This is a genomic window from Acidovorax sp. M2(2025) (assembly GCF_049330835.1).
Lineage (GTDB): Bacteria > Pseudomonadota > Gammaproteobacteria > Burkholderiales > Burkholderiaceae_C > Acidovorax.
On record NZ_CP186262.1, the window covers coordinates 781,465 to 796,211 of the forward strand.

Annotated in this window: 22 protein-coding genes and 1 tRNA gene; 18 read left to right on the forward strand and 5 right to left on the reverse strand. The window is 65.3% G+C overall.

Translation table 11 applies throughout. The features are described 5' to 3' along the window. The first annotated feature begins 21 nt into the window (after positions 1-21). The 13 genes from rplF to ACOYR3_RS03655 all read left to right on the forward strand — a co-directional run bounded on the left by rplF (position 22) and on the right by ACOYR3_RS03655 (position 7,000). Positions 22-555: a 50S ribosomal protein L6 gene (gene rplF / locus ACOYR3_RS03595; RefSeq protein WP_422845130.1), complete on the forward strand. Its 534-nt coding sequence runs from the start codon at positions 22-24 to the stop codon at positions 553-555. 11 nt (positions 556-566) lie between these two features. Then, positions 567-932, forward strand: coding sequence for a 50S ribosomal protein L18 (gene rplR, locus ACOYR3_RS03600; RefSeq protein WP_422845131.1), 366 nt, complete (start codon positions 567-569; stop codon positions 930-932). 17 nt (positions 933-949) lie between these two features. Further along, on the forward strand, positions 950-1,468 hold the full coding sequence (gene rpsE, locus ACOYR3_RS03605) for a 30S ribosomal protein S5 (protein WP_184860263.1): 519 nt from the start codon (positions 950-952) through the stop codon (positions 1,466-1,468). 11 nt (positions 1,469-1,479) lie between these two features. After that, the gene (gene rpmD, locus ACOYR3_RS03610) at positions 1,480-1,662 is read left to right on the forward strand and encodes a 50S ribosomal protein L30 (protein ID WP_291489369.1); all 183 of its coding nucleotides are present in this window, start codon (positions 1,480-1,482) and stop codon (positions 1,660-1,662) included. A 10-nt stretch (positions 1,663-1,672) separates the two neighbouring features. After that, positions 1,673-2,104 carry a 50S ribosomal protein L15 gene (rplO, locus tag ACOYR3_RS03615; protein WP_291489368.1) on the forward strand — a complete coding sequence of 144 codons (432 nt, stop codon included), beginning with the start codon at positions 1,673-1,675 and terminating at the stop codon, positions 2,102-2,104. A gap of 24 nt (positions 2,105-2,128) precedes the next feature. Next, complete coding sequence (secY, locus tag ACOYR3_RS03620; protein ID WP_422845132.1) at positions 2,129-3,448, forward strand: preprotein translocase subunit SecY; 1,320 nt, start codon at positions 2,129-2,131, stop codon at positions 3,446-3,448. A 141-nt stretch (positions 3,449-3,589) separates the two neighbouring features. Continuing rightward, the gene (rpmJ, locus tag ACOYR3_RS03625; protein WP_005793651.1) at positions 3,590-3,703 is read left to right on the forward strand and encodes a 50S ribosomal protein L36; all 114 of its coding nucleotides are present in this window, start codon (positions 3,590-3,592) and stop codon (positions 3,701-3,703) included. Between the two features lie 23 nt (positions 3,704-3,726). Beyond that, complete coding sequence (gene rpsM, locus ACOYR3_RS03630) at positions 3,727-4,092, forward strand: 30S ribosomal protein S13 (RefSeq protein ID WP_291489366.1); 366 nt, start codon at positions 3,727-3,729, stop codon at positions 4,090-4,092. A gap of 18 nt (positions 4,093-4,110) precedes the next feature. Next, positions 4,111-4,515, forward strand: a complete 405-nt coding sequence (gene rpsK, locus ACOYR3_RS03635; RefSeq protein ID WP_011793799.1) for a 30S ribosomal protein S11 — start codon at positions 4,111-4,113, stop codon at positions 4,513-4,515. A gap of 92 nt (positions 4,516-4,607) precedes the next feature. Further along, the gene (rpsD, locus tag ACOYR3_RS03640; protein WP_296018432.1) at positions 4,608-5,231 is read left to right on the forward strand and encodes a 30S ribosomal protein S4; all 624 of its coding nucleotides are present in this window, start codon (positions 4,608-4,610) and stop codon (positions 5,229-5,231) included. 117 nt (positions 5,232-5,348) lie between these two features. Next, positions 5,349-6,341 (forward strand): DNA-directed RNA polymerase subunit alpha, encoded by a 993-nt coding sequence (locus ACOYR3_RS03645; protein WP_422845133.1) that lies wholly within the window; start codon positions 5,349-5,351, stop codon positions 6,339-6,341. Positions 6,342-6,511: 170 nt separating this feature from the next. Further along, positions 6,512-6,901 carry a 50S ribosomal protein L17 gene (rplQ, locus tag ACOYR3_RS03650; protein ID WP_422845134.1) on the forward strand — a complete coding sequence of 130 codons (390 nt, stop codon included), beginning with the start codon at positions 6,512-6,514 and terminating at the stop codon, positions 6,899-6,901. 22 nt (positions 6,902-6,923) lie between these two features. After that, positions 6,924-7,000 (forward strand) — tRNA-Met (locus ACOYR3_RS03655). 103 nt (positions 7,001-7,103) lie between these two features. On the opposite strand, the gene nhaR is transcribed toward ACOYR3_RS03655, so the two are convergent. Continuing rightward, positions 7,104-8,003 carry a transcriptional activator NhaR gene (gene nhaR, locus ACOYR3_RS03660; RefSeq protein ID WP_422845135.1) on the reverse strand — a complete coding sequence of 300 codons (900 nt, stop codon included), beginning with the start codon at positions 8,001-8,003 and terminating at the stop codon, positions 7,104-7,106. 145 nt (positions 8,004-8,148) lie between these two features. Between nhaR and ACOYR3_RS03665 the strand changes: the two genes are divergently transcribed. Then, positions 8,149-8,700: an Rrf2 family transcriptional regulator gene (locus ACOYR3_RS03665; RefSeq protein ID WP_422845136.1), complete on the forward strand. Its 552-nt coding sequence runs from the start codon at positions 8,149-8,151 to the stop codon at positions 8,698-8,700. 35 nt (positions 8,701-8,735) lie between these two features. Here ACOYR3_RS03665 and ACOYR3_RS03670 read toward each other — a convergent pair whose 3' ends face one another. The 4 genes from ACOYR3_RS03670 to ACOYR3_RS03685 all read right to left on the reverse strand — a co-directional run bounded on the left by ACOYR3_RS03670 (position 8,736) and on the right by ACOYR3_RS03685 (position 10,987). Then, on the reverse strand, positions 8,736-9,329 hold the full coding sequence (locus ACOYR3_RS03670; RefSeq protein ID WP_422845137.1) for a MarC family protein: 594 nt from the start codon (positions 9,327-9,329) through the stop codon (positions 8,736-8,738). Next, entirely contained in the window at positions 9,326-9,739 is a 414-nt protein-coding gene (locus ACOYR3_RS03675) for a VOC family protein (RefSeq protein ID WP_422845138.1), read from the reverse strand. The genes ACOYR3_RS03670 and ACOYR3_RS03675 overlap by 4 nt, the downstream gene beginning before the upstream one ends. Positions 9,740-9,855: 116 nt before the next feature. Beyond that, positions 9,856-10,227, reverse strand: coding sequence for a TraR/DksA family transcriptional regulator (locus ACOYR3_RS03680; RefSeq protein ID WP_422845139.1), 372 nt, complete (start codon positions 10,225-10,227; stop codon positions 9,856-9,858). Between the two features lie 112 nt (positions 10,228-10,339). After that, positions 10,340-10,987, reverse strand: coding sequence for a glutathione S-transferase (locus tag ACOYR3_RS03685; RefSeq protein WP_422845140.1), 648 nt, complete (start codon positions 10,985-10,987; stop codon positions 10,340-10,342). Between the two features lie 151 nt (positions 10,988-11,138). Between ACOYR3_RS03685 and ACOYR3_RS03690 the strand changes: the two genes are divergently transcribed. The 4 genes from ACOYR3_RS03690 (at position 11,139) to ACOYR3_RS03705 (ending at position 14,681) form a co-directional block, all read left to right on the forward strand. After that, positions 11,139-11,510 carry a DUF2946 family protein gene (locus ACOYR3_RS03690; protein WP_422845141.1) on the forward strand — a complete coding sequence of 124 codons (372 nt, stop codon included), beginning with the start codon at positions 11,139-11,141 and terminating at the stop codon, positions 11,508-11,510. 240 nt (positions 11,511-11,750) lie between these two features. Beyond that, on the forward strand, positions 11,751-12,257 hold the full coding sequence (locus ACOYR3_RS03695) for a copper chaperone PCu(A)C (RefSeq protein WP_422845142.1): 507 nt from the start codon (positions 11,751-11,753) through the stop codon (positions 12,255-12,257). A gap of 114 nt (positions 12,258-12,371) precedes the next feature. Further along, positions 12,372-13,268, forward strand: coding sequence for a PhaM family polyhydroxyalkanoate granule multifunctional regulatory protein (locus tag ACOYR3_RS03700; protein ID WP_422845143.1), 897 nt, complete (start codon positions 12,372-12,374; stop codon positions 13,266-13,268). Between the two features lie 63 nt (positions 13,269-13,331). Beyond that, positions 13,332-14,681: an FIST signal transduction protein gene (locus tag ACOYR3_RS03705; RefSeq protein WP_422845144.1), complete on the forward strand. Its 1,350-nt coding sequence runs from the start codon at positions 13,332-13,334 to the stop codon at positions 14,679-14,681. Positions 14,682-14,747 lie beyond the last annotated feature (66 nt).

The following is a 14,747-nucleotide window of genomic DNA, read 5'->3' on the forward strand; positions in this document are numbered from 1 at the left end:
GGCATTGAGGAGAGAACTGAAATGTCCCGAGTAGGAAAAATGCCCGTGACCATCCCCGCTGGCGTGGATGTGTCCATCAAAGATGACCAGATCTCCGTCAAGGGTTCTGGCGGCACCCTGTCGCTTGCACAAAACGTGCTGGTGAACGTGTCGAACAAGGATGGCAAGCTCAGCTTTGAGCCGGCCAACGATTCCCGCGAAGCCAATGCCATGAGCGGCACGATTCGCCAGTTGGTCAACAACATGGTGGTCGGCGTCAGCAAGGGCTTCGAGAAGAAGCTCAGCCTGATCGGCGTGGGTTACAAGGCTGCGGCATCCGGTTCCAAGCTGAACCTGGCCGTGGGCTACTCGCACCCGGTCAACATCGAAATGCCCGCCGGCATCACGGTGGCTACCCCCACGCCCACGGAAGTGGTGATCAAGGGTGCCGACCGCCAGCGCGTGGGGCAGATCGCCGCCGAGATCCGTGCTGTTCGTCCTCCCGAGCCTTACAAGGGCAAGGGCATCCGCTATGCGGATGAAAAGGTCACGATCAAAGAGACCAAGAAGAAATAAGGAGCTGCAACATGTTGACCAAGAAAGAGCAGCGTCTTCGTCGTGCACGCCAGACCCGCATCCGCATTGCGCAGCAAGGCGTGGCGCGTCTCACCGTGAACCGTACGAACCTCCATATCTACGCCAGTGTGATTTCCGGCGACGGCAGCAAGGTTCTGGCCAGCGCCTCCACGGCAGAAGCCGAAGTGCGCAAGTCGCTGGGTGGCTCGGGCAAGGGTGGCAACGCCGCTGCAGCCCAGGTCATCGGCAAGCGCATCGCTGAAAAAGCGAAGGCCGCCGGTGTCGAGAAGGTTGCATTTGATCGCGCAGGCTTCGCCTACCACGGTCGCGTCAAGGCCCTGGCCGACGCAGCCCGTGAAGCAGGCCTGCAGTTCTAAGCGGAGCGGAATACAAAATGGCTAAATTTCAACCCAAGGTGCAAGACGAAGGTCGTGACGACGGTCTGCGCGAAAAAATGATCGCGGTCAACCGCGTGACCAAAGTCGTGAAGGGTGGCCGTATTCTCGGTTTCGCCGCACTGACGGTGGTTGGCGACGGTGACGGCCGCGTGGGCATGGGCAAGGGCAAGTCCAAGGAAGTGCCTGCTGCCGTGCAAAAGGCAATGGAAGAAGCCCGCCGCAACATGGTCAAGGTCTCGCTGAAGAACGGCACCATCCACCACAACGTGACCGGCCACCATGGCGCGGCCGTCGTGATGATGGCTCCCGCTCCCAAGGGTACCGGCATCATCGCCGGCGGCCCGATGCGCGCAGTCTTTGAAGTGCTGGGTGTGACGGACATCGTGGCCAAGAGCCACGGTTCTTCCAATCCCTACAACATGGTCCGCGCCACGTTCGACGCGCTGGTGAATTCCACCACGCCTGCCCAGGTGGCAGCCAAGCGCGGCAAAACGGTCGAAGACATCTTCGCCTGATCGGAGCTGGTATGACTACGCAACAAACCGTCAAGATTCAACTGGTGCGCAGCCCGATTGGCACCAAGGAATCGCACCGCGCCACCGTCCGTGGCCTGGGCCTGCGCAAGCTCAATAGCGTGAGCGAGCTGAAGGACACGCCCGAAGTGCGCGGCATGATTAACAAGATCAGCTATCTGGTCAAAATCGTCTGAGAGATCGATCATGGAACTCAATAGCATCAAGCCCGCCGACGGCGCCAAGCATGCCAAGCGCCGCGTAGGCCGTGGTATCGGCTCCGGCCTGGGCAAGACCGCTGGCCGTGGTCACAAGGGTCAGAAGTCTCGCGCAGGCGGCTACCACAAGGTGGGCTTCGAAGGCGGTCAAATGCCTCTGCAGCGCCGTCTGCCCAAGCGCGGCTTCAAGTCGCACCTGCTCAAGTTCAACGCCGAAATCACCTTGTCCGCGCTGGAACAGCTCGGCCTGGCCGAAGTGGACGTGCTGGCGCTGAAGCAAGCCGGCCTGGTGGGCGAGCTGGCCAAGGTCGTCAAGGTCATCAAGAGTGGTTCCCTCACCAAGGCTGTCAAGCTGAGCGGCGTGGGCGCCACAGCGGGTGCCAAGGCTGCGATCGAAGCCGCTGGCGGCAGCGTCGCCTGAGTGTGACTCCGAAGGAAGGCATCTGTGGCTACTAGCGCGGCTCAAATCGCAAAGACCGGCAAATTCGGCGATCTGCGTCGCCGACTGGTTTTTCTGTTGCTGGCGCTGGTCGTATACCGCATCGGGGCGCATATCCCCGTGCCCGGCATCGATCCAGCCCAACTTCAGCAGCTGTTCAGTGGCCAGCAAGGCGGGATCCTGAACCTGTTCAACATGTTCTCGGGCGGGGCGCTTTCGCGCTTCACGGTGTTTGCGCTGGGGATCATGCCGTACATCTCGGCATCGATCATCATGCAGCTGATGACCTACGTGGTGCCGACCTTTGAGCAGTTGAAGAAGGAGGGCGAAGCCGGCCGTCGCAAGATCACGCAGTACACCCGCTATGGAACGCTGGCCCTGGCCTTGTTCCAGTCGCTGGGGATTGCGGTGGCGCTGGAAAGCTCCGCAGGTCTGGTGCTGAGCCCGGGCTTTGGCTTTCGCCTGACGGCGGTGGTCAGCCTCACGGCAGGCACCATGTTCCTGATGTGGCTCGGCGAGCAGATCACCGAACGGGGCCTGGGCAACGGGATCTCGATCCTGATCTTCGCGGGGATCGCGGCAGGCCTGCCCAGTTCCATCGGGGGCCTTCTTGAGCTGGTCCGCACGGGTGCGATGAGCATCCTGGCCGCCATCTTCATCGTCCTCGTCGTGGCCCTGGTGACCTACTTCGTGGTGTTCGTGGAGCGGGGACAGCGCAAGATCCTGGTGAACTATGCGCGGCGTCAGGTGGGCAACAAGGTGTACGGCGGCCAGTCGTCGCACCTGCCGCTCAAGCTGAACATGGCCGGGGTGATTCCGCCGATCTTTGCTTCGTCGATCATCCTGCTGCCGGCCACGGTGGTGAACTGGTTCAGTGCGGGCGAGTCGATGCGCTGGCTGAAGGACATTTCCGGTGCGCTGACGCCTGGTCAGCCCATCTATGTGATGTTCTACGCGGCGGCCATTGTCTTCTTCTGCTTCTTCTACACGGCGCTGGTGTTCAACAGCCGTGAGACGGCGGACAACCTGAAGAAGAGCGGCGCGTTCATTCCCGGGATTCGTCCCGGTGAGCAGACTGCTCGCTATATCGACAAGATCTTGGTTCGTTTGACGCTGGCAGGCGCGGTGTACATCACCTTCGTGTGCCTGCTGCCGGAGTTCCTGATCTTGAAGTACAACGTACCGTTCTACTTTGGTGGAACATCGCTGCTGATCATCGTGGTGGTGACCATGGACTTCATGGCCCAGGTGCAGAACTACATGATGTCGCAGCAGTATGAATCGCTGCTCAAGAAAGCCAACTTCAAAGGCGGCGCGGGCGGTTGATGCATAGGACAAGGCAGGCGTCGCGGTGGCGGCACTGCCTGCAGGCTAGATATCGGTTAAGTGAAGGCCCCACGTTTCGCGGGCACAGTGTGTGTTCCGTGCGAAGCAGCCGGGACGATGGAAAAGTTTTAGGAGAATGCAATGAGAGTTTCGGCTTCGGTCAAAAAAATCTGCCGCAACTGCAAGATCATCCGCCGCAAGGGTGTGGTGCGCGTGATCTGCACGGATCTGCGTCACAAGCAGCGCCAAGGTTGATTGGAAAGTATTAGAGGACGCATATGGCACGTATCGCTGGCATTAACATTCCGCCGCACAAGCACGCGGAAATCGGTTTGACCGCCATTTATGGCATCGGTCGCACCCGCGCTCGCAAGATCTGCGAAGCAACGGGCATCGCTTATTCCAAGAAGATCAAGGATCTGACGGACGGCGACCTGGAAAAAATTCGCGAGCAAATCGAGCAGTTCACCATCGAGGGTGACCTGCGCCGCGAAACCACGATGAACATCAAGCGTTTGATGGACATCGGCTGCTATCGTGGCTTCCGCCATCGCCGCGGTCTGCCCATGCGTGGTCAGCGCACCCGTACCAATGCCCGCACCCGCAAGGGTCCGCGCAAGGGTGCTGCTGCACTGAAGAAATAAAGAGATTGAAAGATCAACATGGCCAAGTCTCCTGCCAACAACGCAGCCCAGCGCGTCCGCAAGAAGGTTCGCAAGAACGTTTCGGACGGCATCGCCCACGTGCACGCTTCGTTCAATAACACCATCATCACGATCACGGACCGCCAGGGCAATGCACTGTCGTGGGCCTCGTCGGGTGGCCAGGGTTTCAAGGGCTCGCGCAAGTCCACTCCGTTCGCCGCGCAGGTAGCTTCGGAAGTGGCCGGCCGCGCTGCCATTGAACAAGGCATCAAGAACCTCGACGTCGAAATCAAGGGTCCCGGTCCCGGCCGTGAATCCTCGGTTCGCGCCCTGGGAGCTCTGGGCATCCGCATCACTTCCATCTCGGACGTGACGCCCGTGCCCCACAACGGTTGCCGCCCCCAAAAGCGCCGCCGTATCTAATTTTTCTCTAAGCCCACCGCCGCCTGGGTACGCGCAAGCGCTCCAGGCGGCTCCCGCAATGGTTTGCGGCAGATGACACAAAGGAAGCTCAAGTGGCACGTTACCTCGGCCCCAAGGCCAAACTCTCCCGCCGTGAAGGCACCGACCTGTTCCTGAAGAGCGCCCGCCGCTCGATCGCCGACAAGTCGAAGTTCGACTCCAAGCCCGGCCAGCATGGCCGCACCTCGGGCGCACGCACCTCCGACTACGGTCTGCAACTGCGCGAAAAGCAAAAGGTCAAGCGCATGTACGGCGTGCTGGAAAAGCAATTCCGCCGTTACTTCGAAGCGGCCGACAGCAAGAAGGGCAACACCGGCGCCAACCTGCTGTTCCTGCTCGAGTCCCGTCTGGACAACGTGGTGTACCGCATGGGTTTTGGTTCTACCCGCGCGGAAGCCCGTCAGCTGGTGTCGCACAAGGCGATCACGGTGAACGGCAAGTCGGTGAACATCGCTTCGTACCTGGTCAAGGCCGGCGACGTGGTGGCTGTGCGCGAAAAGTCCAAGAAGCAAGCCCGCGTGGTGGAAGCCCTGCAACTGGCAGCCCAGGTTGGCATGCCTGCATGGGTGGAAGTGAACGCAGACAAGGCCGAAGGCGTGTTCAAGAAGGTTCCGGACCGTGATGAGTTCGGTGCCGACATCAACGAATCGCTGATCGTTGAGTTGTACTCGCGCTAATCCGTAGAGTACGCAAGTATTTCAAGCAAACCGTCCCTGAACCGCGAGGCATCGCGGTTTAGGCGCTTCACCAGCCTTACCGGTGTAACGAGCTGGGGGTATTGAGAGGAAGTCTGAATGCAAACCAATTTGCTGAAACCCAAGGCGATCAATGTCGAACAGCTTGGCCACAACCGGGCCAAGGTCGCACTGGAGCCGTTCGAGCGTGGTTACGGCCACACGCTGGGCAATGCCATTCGGCGCGTCCTGCTCTCGTCCATGGTGGGTTACGCAGCGACGGAAGTCACCATCGCAGGGGTCCTCCACGAGTACTCGTCCATCGACGGCGTTCAGGAAGATGTGGTCAACATCCTGCTGAATCTCAAGGGTGTGGTGTTCAAGCTGCACAACCGCGACGAAGTCACCCTGAGCCTGCGAAAGGACGGCGAGGGCGTGGTCACCGCCCGGGACATCCAGACTCCCCACGACGTGGAAATCGTCAACCCGGACCATGTGATTGCCAACCTGTCCGCTGGTGGCAAGCTGGACATGCAGATCAAGGTGGAGAAGGGCCGTGGCTATGTGCCGGGCAGCATGCGCCGCTACGCGGACGAATCGACCAAGTCGATTGGCCGCATCGTTCTGGACGCCTCGTTCTCGCCCGTCAAGCGCGTGAGCTACACGGTGGAAAGTGCCCGCGTGGAGCAGCGCACCGACCTGGACAAGCTCGTAGTTGAAATCGAGACCAACGGTGCCATCACGGCAGAAGACGCCGTGCGTGCTTCCGCCAAGATCCTGGTGGAGCAGCTGGCGGTGTTCGCCCAGCTGGAAGGCGGCGAGCTGGCCGCCTTCGACGCGCCGGCCGGCCCGCGCGGCAGCCCCACGTTCGATCCGATCCTGCTGCGTCCTGTGGACGAGCTGGAACTGACCGTGCGTTCCGCCAACTGCCTGAAGGCCGAGAACATCTACTATATCGGCGACCTGATCCAGCGCACCGAGAACGAGCTGCTCAAGACCCCCAACCTGGGCCGCAAGTCGCTCAACGAAATCAAGGAAGTGCTCGCTTCGCGTGGCCTCACGCTGGGCATGAAGCTCGAGAACTGGCCGCCCGCCGGCCTGGACAAGCGCTAAGCGCGCGCTCTATAATCGCGGGCTTCCCAGAAATGGGGAGTCCGGTTTCCAAGTCCCCCGCAAGGGGGACTTTTTGTTCCCCGGGGCGCGATGCCCAAGGGAACCGTGCGTCGGGAAGTACCTGATACGGCTGCCCGATTTAATTACATAGACAGTAGAAGGAAAGCACCATGCGCCACGGACACGGCCTCCGCAAACTCAACCGCACCAGCTCGCACCGCCTCGCGATGCTGCAGAACATGATGAACTCGCTCATCGAGCACGAAGTCATCAAGACCACTGTTCCCAAGGCCAAGGAACTGCGCCGCGTGATCGAGCCCATGATCACCCTGGCCAAGGAAGACTCCCTGGCAAACCGCCGCCTGGCCTTCAACCGCCTGCGCGACCGTGACAGCGTGACCAAGCTGTTCAGCGACCTGGGCCCCCGTTTCAAGACCCGTCCCGGCGGCTACACCCGCATCCTGAAGATGGGCTTCCGCGTGGGTGACAATGCGCCCATGGCCCTGGTGGAACTGGTGGACCGTGCCGAAGGTGAAAATAATTCGGCAGCCGCAGAATAATAGGGTATAATTTATTTCTTGCCGCGCGATGGAGCAGTCTGGTAGCTCGTTGGGCTCATAACCCAAAGGTCGGAGGTTCAAATCCTTCTCGCGCAACCAAATACCCGCAGCAAGCGCTGCGCAAGGAGCCCACTTTTCAGTGGGCTTTTTTGTTTTTGCGCGCAGCGGGCCGGTGCGCTGTGCTGGGGGCGTGCTGTGCCTGCTACTCCGCGGCAAACAGCGCTCCGCGGGCGGCCCGGGTGATGGCGGCCACGCAGGGGTGGGTGATCCTGCGTTCCACGGATATGGCGAAGAACTCTTCCACCAGTTCCGCCGTGCGGCCAATGACTTCAACGCCGAACTGGGCGGTGGTTTCGGCTTCCAGCACGGTAGGGGCCGTGAAGACGCCCCGGCCTTCCCGGCCGAAGGCGTTCATCAGCGCGCTGTCGTCAAACTCTCCCACGATGCGCGGCTGCAGGCGGTACCGGTTGAGCCAATGGTCGAGCTGCTGCCGCACGGACGACATGGGGCCCTGGATGAGCATGGGGGCCGCGTGCAGGCATTCCGGGAACGTGCCCTGGAGCTGGGCTTTCAAGGCCGGGGCGCACAGGAAGCTCAGGCTGCTGGTGCCCAGGGGGTGGTTGAAGGCCTTGACGCCGATCTTCCGGGAGACGGGCTCGTCGGCCAGCACCAGGTCCAGCCGGTGCAGGCTCAGCTGGGCGATCAGCTCCGGAAACTTGCCTTCCTGGCAGGTCATGTGCACCTGCTGCGGCATGCCGAGCGCCGGCTCCAGCAAGTGGTACACGACGGACTTCGCAAGGGAGTCCGCGACACCGACCCGGAACTCCAGCGGCCGCTCCTGGCTGCGGGCCAGGCGGATGGCGCCCTCCAGCTCATCCCCCAGGGCGAAGATCTGGTCGGCATAGCCCAGCGCGATGCGGCCCTCGCTGGTGAGCTCCAGCCCCCGCCCGCGCTTGCGAAAAAGATCGTGGCCCAGCCACTCCTCCAGCTGGCGGATCTGGCCGGACAGCGTCTGGGGTGTGGTGTGCAGCTGCTCGCTGGCGCGCATGACGCCACCGGCCTTGGCCACGGTCCAGAAGTAGCGCAGGTGCTTGAAGTTCACACAGTAATACTTCGAGAAAAATAGGGGTATTGAGAACGATAAAGCGAATATACGCGAAGTGTCAAACGCTCTACATTGGTCCATGGCGGCCCGCCGATGCGGCCTGCACCGGGAACGGGCCGCCATTGCCATAAGGAGTAGCACCATGCGGATTACGACCCGAGGACAACTGGCCGTGTCGGCCATGACCGATCTGGCGCTGCGCCAGAAGGCGCGGCCCGTGGCCTTGTCGACCATCAGCACGCGCCAGGGCACCTCGCTGTCCTACCTGGAGCAGCTGTTCAGCGGCCTGCGCCGCGCCGGGCTGGTGGACAGCACGCGCGGCCCCGGCGGCGGCTACACGCTGGCCCGCAGCCCGGAGCAGATTTCGGTGGCGGACATCATCCTGGCCGTCGAGAGCCTCAAGGCCGATGACTTGCAGAGCCTGGAATCCGGCCAGGCGGCGCGTGTGCGCTCGATGACCGGAGAGCTGTGGACCAGCTTCAACGCGCGCGTGATGGAGTACCTGCAGTCGGTCACGCTCCAGAGCCTGGTGGAGCAGCAGCTGTCCAAAGGGGTAGCGGTGGAGGAGATTCCCGCTGCACCGGCCGCCGCCTCCAAGAAGCTCCCGGCGAAGCCCCGGCCGCTGATGGCGCGGGTGGGAGTGCCAAACTCCGTCTTTGCCCTGGGAGCGGTGCCGCTGCTGCAGCGGCGCTGAGCGCGCGCCTGTGGCCGGAAGCGGCCAGGCGTTCGCTACAGCTGGTGGGCCAGTTGCTTGATGCCGCGGATCAGCATCTCCACCGCGATGGCCACCAGGATCAGTCCCATCAGGCGCTCAAACGCCATGACCACGCGCTCGCCGACGAGCCGCTGGATGCGCTCGGCCAGCAGCAGGACCACGGCGCACACGGCCATGGTGACGCACAGCGCCCCCACCCATTCCAGGCGCCGTTCGGGCGCCTGCGCCACGAGCAGCATCACGGTGGCCAGGGCGGAAGGACCGGCCAGGGCCGGGATGGCCAGCGGCACGATGAGCGGTTCGCCGGGCGGCTCCGTCTCGGGGCCGGCGGCGGCCGGAAAGATCATCCGCAGCGCGATCAGGAACAGTACCACGGCGCCCGCAATCTGCAGCGAGAGGTCGCTCAGGTTCATGACCTGCAGGAACTGGGCGCCAAAGAACAGGAACGCCAGGAGCAGCGCGAAGGCGATGAGCACCTCGCGCACGATGACGCGGGCCCGCCGCTCCGGCGCCACGCCGCGCAAGGCGTTGGCAAAGATGGGAATGTTGCCCAGCGGATCGGTGATGAGCAGCAGCAGGATCGTCGCCGACGCGAAGGTGTAGCTCATCGGGCGTAGACCGTGTCCAGCGAGCGGAAGCCCTTGATTTCCAGCGGGTTGCCGCTCGGGTCGCGGAAGAACATCGTCCACTGCTCCCCGGGTTGCCCGGCGAAGCGCACCTGCGGTTCCATCACGAAGGCCGTGCCCGCAGCCTGCAGACGCGCCGCCAGGGCTTGCCAGTCCGGCAGTTCCAGGATGGCGCCCAGGTGCGGCATCGGGACCAGGTGGTCGCCCACGCGGCCGGTCAGGGTGGTTTCAAACGGCCGGCCCAGGTGCAGCGAGATCTGGTGGCCGAAAAAATCGAAATCCACCCAGGTGTCGGTGCTGCGGCCTTCGCGGCACCCGAGCACGCCGCCATAGAAGCGCCGGGCGGCGTCCAGGTCGGTCACATGAAAGGCCAAGTGAAAAAGGCTGCGCATAGGCTGCCGAGGATAGCAGCCCCGTTGCGGCGCCAGGGCCCGCGGCCCGCGCCCGCTGCCGGTGCCCGGCGCCCAGCGCCGCGGCGGCGCAAGGGCTGGGTGTGCGCGGCGCGGGCTCAGGCGGCGCGGTGGTGCTGTTCCGTCTGCTGCTGGCACGGCACGCAGCGTGCGGCTTCCGGCGTGGCCTGCAGCCGGGCGGCCGGGATGTCTGCGCCGCAGTCGACGCACTCGCCGTAGGTGCCGGCTTCGATGCGCTCCAGCGCAGCCACGACGGCGGTCAGGTGCGCCGTTTCATGCTCGTCGATGGCGAACTCCAGTTCCCGTTCGGTGGCCTGCTGCGCCCGGGGATCCCCGGAGGGCGCGAAATGGTTGGCGGCCGCCTCGGCGCGCCCGATGGCGCCTCCACGCTGTTCGGCCAACTGGGCAAGCAGCGCAGCGCGCTGCGCGAGGAGTTGTTGGCGGAACGGGGCGGCTTGGGTGGAATCCATGGGTGTCTCCAAAGGTGCAATAGGCCTATGGTGCGCCCGTGGGTGCTGCCGGGCGTTGACGGAAGTCAAGCCTTCTTGCCGCCGCACGCCCGTCGCGGCCGGGGCAGGCCGTTCAGTGCTTGGGCGGGCGGGACAGCATTTCGGCGGTGTTGGTCTTGCGGTCGGCGTTCACGCGCTGCACGTGGGGGCGCTCGCCCATCCGGGCCAGGTAGTCGCGCACGGGCAGGTCGGCCAGGAAGTCGCGTCCGTAGACGATCTTGGTAGCCGAGCTGACCAGCGGCAGGTGCACGATGGCGGCGCAGTCGGCCAGGGTGAAGCTGTTGCCGGCCACAAAGGGGCTGAACCGGGCCAGCTGGGCAAATGCCGCGATGTTCTTCTCAAGCTGCCGGCCGACCTTCTCGCGGGCGGATTCGCTCACGCTGCCGCCAAAGAAGGCCTGGGGATAGAGATTGCGGGCGACCAGCTCCAGGTGCAGTTCCAGGAACGTGACCAGCTCGCGGACCTTGGCGGCGGCAAAGGGGTCGGCGGGCACCAGCGGCTGCGCGGGGTAGGCGGCCTCCAGGTAGTCGGCCATCACGGCCGATTCGCACAGCGGCCCCTGCGGCGTGCGCAGGTAAGGCACCTTGCCCAAGGGGCTGGCCGAGCGATCGGTCTCGCCGACCCAGGCAAGCTCTTCGGTAAAAGGCACGCCCTTTTCGAGCAGGGCGAGCTTGACCTTGTTGTAGTAGTTGCTGGCTGAAAATCCGCAAAGCGTCAGCATGGTGTCTCCTGAAGGCTCTTGGTTGGAAGGTGGGGGAAGGGCGCCATCGTAGGCGGCGGGCACCGCACCGGGCGTCGCGCACATGACCTGCGTCATGGAGTGGGCGGGCGGGGGCGCCCTGGCGAAGGCCGCCGCCTACAATCAACAGCCCATGGCCGCCCCTCTTGCGCAAACCCTTCGCAGCTGCCGCTGGTTCACCCGGCTGGTGCTAGCGTGGTTTGTGCTGACCCTGGGGGCGGCCGTGGCGTCGCCGATGGTCCGTCCGCAGGCCCTGGAGCTGATCTGCTCCGGCGCAGGGGCGTTCAAGCTGGTGGTGAAGGCGGAAGAGGGCGCCCAGCAGGTGCCGGGCCATACGCTGGACTGTCCGCTGTGTGCCTCGGTCGGCGCGCCGCCGCCGGCGGCGCGGGCGCTGGAGTCCGGCGTGCGCCCTGCTGCGCACGCTGTGCGCCCGTTTCCCGCGGCCCCCTTTGCGGTCCGTGCCGCTGCGCCACTGCCGCCCCGCGGGCCGCCGCGGGCCGTCTGAGGCGCCCTTCCTGGCGGCGCTGCAGGCTGCCCGGCGGGGCTTCTGGAGCTCTGCGCGGCCCGTGCCCCCAGGAGCCTTGAGCACCCAAAACGGAAAAGACCGCCTCGCCGGCTTTGTAAAATGCTATAAAATTTATAGCTGTTTGCGCTTTCTACATAAGCGCTAGCGCCGAATATTACCGATATGGCGCTTCGCTCCCATTCTTGCGACATACCTCCTCGACCCAAAGGACCCTTCACCATGAAAAAACTGATCCACTCCGCCACCCTTGCCTGCGCCTTTGTGACGGCCCTGGCGGCCCTGCCCGTGCAGGCCCAGACCGCCGCCCCGGTCACCGTCGACGGCGCCTGGGCCCGCGCCAGCGTGCAGGGCCAGAAGGCCACCGGCGCGTTCATGCGCCTGACCGCCAAGGACGGGGCGCGCCTGGTGCGTGCCGAATCGCCTGCGGCCGGCGTGACCGAAGTGCATGAAATGAAAATGGAAGGCGACGTGATGAAGATGCGCGCCGTGCCGTCGCTGGAGCTGCCCGCCGGGAAGGCGGTGGAGCTCAAGCCCGGCGGCTATCACGTCATGCTGATGGACCTCAAGGCCCCGCTGGCCGGCGGCACCACCGTGCCGCTGACGCTGGTGTTCCAGGACGCCAAGGGCAGCGAAAGCAGCCTGAGCCTGGCGGTGCCCGTGGCGGCCACGCCGCCGGCAGGTTCCCCCGCGCCCGGCGGCATGATGATGAACGGCCACAAGCACTGAAAAAAGTCTCGCGCAGGGGCGCCAACCGCCCGTGCAAAGGCTGACGCCACCTGCCGTGGCCGCGCGGGTTGGAGTAAGCTGTGCCCCCACCACAGACCACCTCCTGGAGCGGCCATGAGTGACAACACATCCAGCGCCTTCGGTTTCGGCAAGTTCGTCCCCGGGTTCGACTTTCTGCAAAACCTGGCCAAGGGGGCGACCAGCAGCATCCCGCAGTTGCCCAATCTCTCCAACTGGGTGGCGCCGACGATCAACGTCGAAGAGCTGGAAAAACGCATCGAGGAACTCAAGGCCGTGCAGTTCTGGCTGGAGCAGAACTCGCGGGCGCTGGCCGCCACCATCCAGGCGCTGGAAGTGCAGAAGATGACGTTGGCCACGCTCAAGGGCATGAACTTCAGCATGGGCGACGTGGCCAACGCCTTCAAGCTCAAGACGGCCGATACCGTGATGAGCGGTGTGCAGAAGGCCGCCGACACGGTGAGCGGCGCCGCCGACGCCGTGGCCGGCGCCGCCGCCCGCGCCGCTGCGCGCACCAGCGCGGCAGCGCAAGAAGCCAGCGACGAGCCCGCGGAGGCCGAAGCCGAGGCGCCGGCCGCAGCTCCCAAGGCCAAGGGCAAATCCCGCACGGGCAAGGCCGCCGAGACGGCCGCCGCCCCCGTGGTGGACCCGATGCAATGGTGGGGCGCCCTCACCAGCCAGTTCCAGCAGATTGCCGCCAACGCCATGACGGACGCGGCAAAGCAGACGGCCATCGACACCACCAAGAACATGGCCACCGGCCTCGCCAAGGAGGCGCTGAAGACCGCCTCCGGCATGGCCAGCCAGTTCGCGGCCAAGGGCCTGCAGACCCTGCAGCCCGGCGCGGGCAAGAAGGCTCCGCCCGCCGGCCGGACCGCTGCGCCCAAGCGCGCTGCAGCGCCGCGCAAGGCTGCCGGCGCCAAGCCGGCCCGCAGCGCCGCGGCCAAGAAATCCACCGCCGCGCGCGGCACGGCGCGCAAGCGCACCGGCTGAAGCGGCCTGCGGCAAGCACCCCCGGGTGCTGCCCGCCAGCCTGCCTGATTTCGGGAGACCCGGATGAAACTCTTTCCTACGGGCCACGCCACGCACCCGCAATGGCGCATGGCCGCGGCGCTGGTGCTGGCGCAGTTGCGTGCCCAGATGGCCTTGCCTGGCTACGCCGCAGCGCCCACGCTGGGCCTGGTGTACATCACCGACCACTACGCCGGCGAAGCCCGCGAGCTGCTCGACTACCTCAGCAGCGAGCTGCCCGAGGTGACCGACTGGAGCGGGACCGTAGGCGTGGGCGTCTCGGCCTGCAACGCCGAGTACTTCGACGAGCCCGCCCTGTCGGTGATGCTGCTGGACGTGCCGGCCGACCAGTACCGCGTGTTCTCGGGGGTGGCCCCGCTGCCCGCGCACCCGCCGCACCGGGACCCCGGCGCATTCACCGCCCACACGGCACTGGTGCATGCCGACGGGACGACGCCGGATCTGGCCGGCCTGCTCACGGAAATGGCGGCGCGCACCGAAACGGGGTACCTGTTTGGCGGCGTCAGCGCCAGCCGGGGCGCCAGCGTGCAGTTTGCGGTGGGGGGAAACGGCAACATCGCCGGGCAGGGCGCGGCCAGTGGCGTGTTCGGCGGCGGCTTGTCGGGCGTGGCGTTCGGGGCCGGTGTGTCGCTGCTGTCCCGGGTCACGCAGGGCTGCCAGCCGGTGGGGCCGCTGCACACCATCACCCAGGCGCAGGACAACCTGGTGCTGGAGCTGGACGGCGAGCCGGCTCTGGACGTGCTGCTGGACACGCTGCAGGTGACGCTGGAGGGCGACCCCCAGCCGGCCCTGCGCAAGGTCCGCGCCACGCTGGCCGGCCTGGTGGACGCGGGCCCGCAGCCCCAGGGCCAGCGCCGCACGGGCCATTTTGGCGCCGACACGCGCGTGCGCCACATCATCGGGCTGGACGGTGCCCGGCACGGCGTGGCGCTTGCCGAACCGGTGGAGGCCGGCATGCACCTCGCGTTCTGCCAGCGCAACGTGTCGGCGGCGCGGGCCGACCTGATGCGCATCTGCGCCGAGATCCGGGAAGAGCTTGCGCCGGAGGAGCCGGAGTCCGCGCCCCTGGCGTCCGCAGCGCTCGGCGGCGCAGCCGCGTCGCGGGCTGCGCTGGCCCGTATGCCTCAGCGCACGCCCGGCGAGCGCCCTGCGGCGCGGCAGATCTGTGGAGCGGTGTACGTGAGCTGTTCAGGCCGCGGCGGCCCGCACTTTGGCGGCCCCAGCGCCGAGCTGCAGATCGTGCGCCACGCGCTGGGCGACGTGCCTCTGGTGGGGTTCTTCGCCGGCGGCGAGATTGCGCACCACCACCTGTACGGCTACACCGGCGTGCTCACCGTGTTCGTGGATGCTGCGCCAGACCCTGCAGGCCGCTGAGGCCTGGAGGTCCTGAAGCCCGGTAGCCCCCTGAAACCGGGCGCGCTGGCAGGGCCTCCGCAGTAG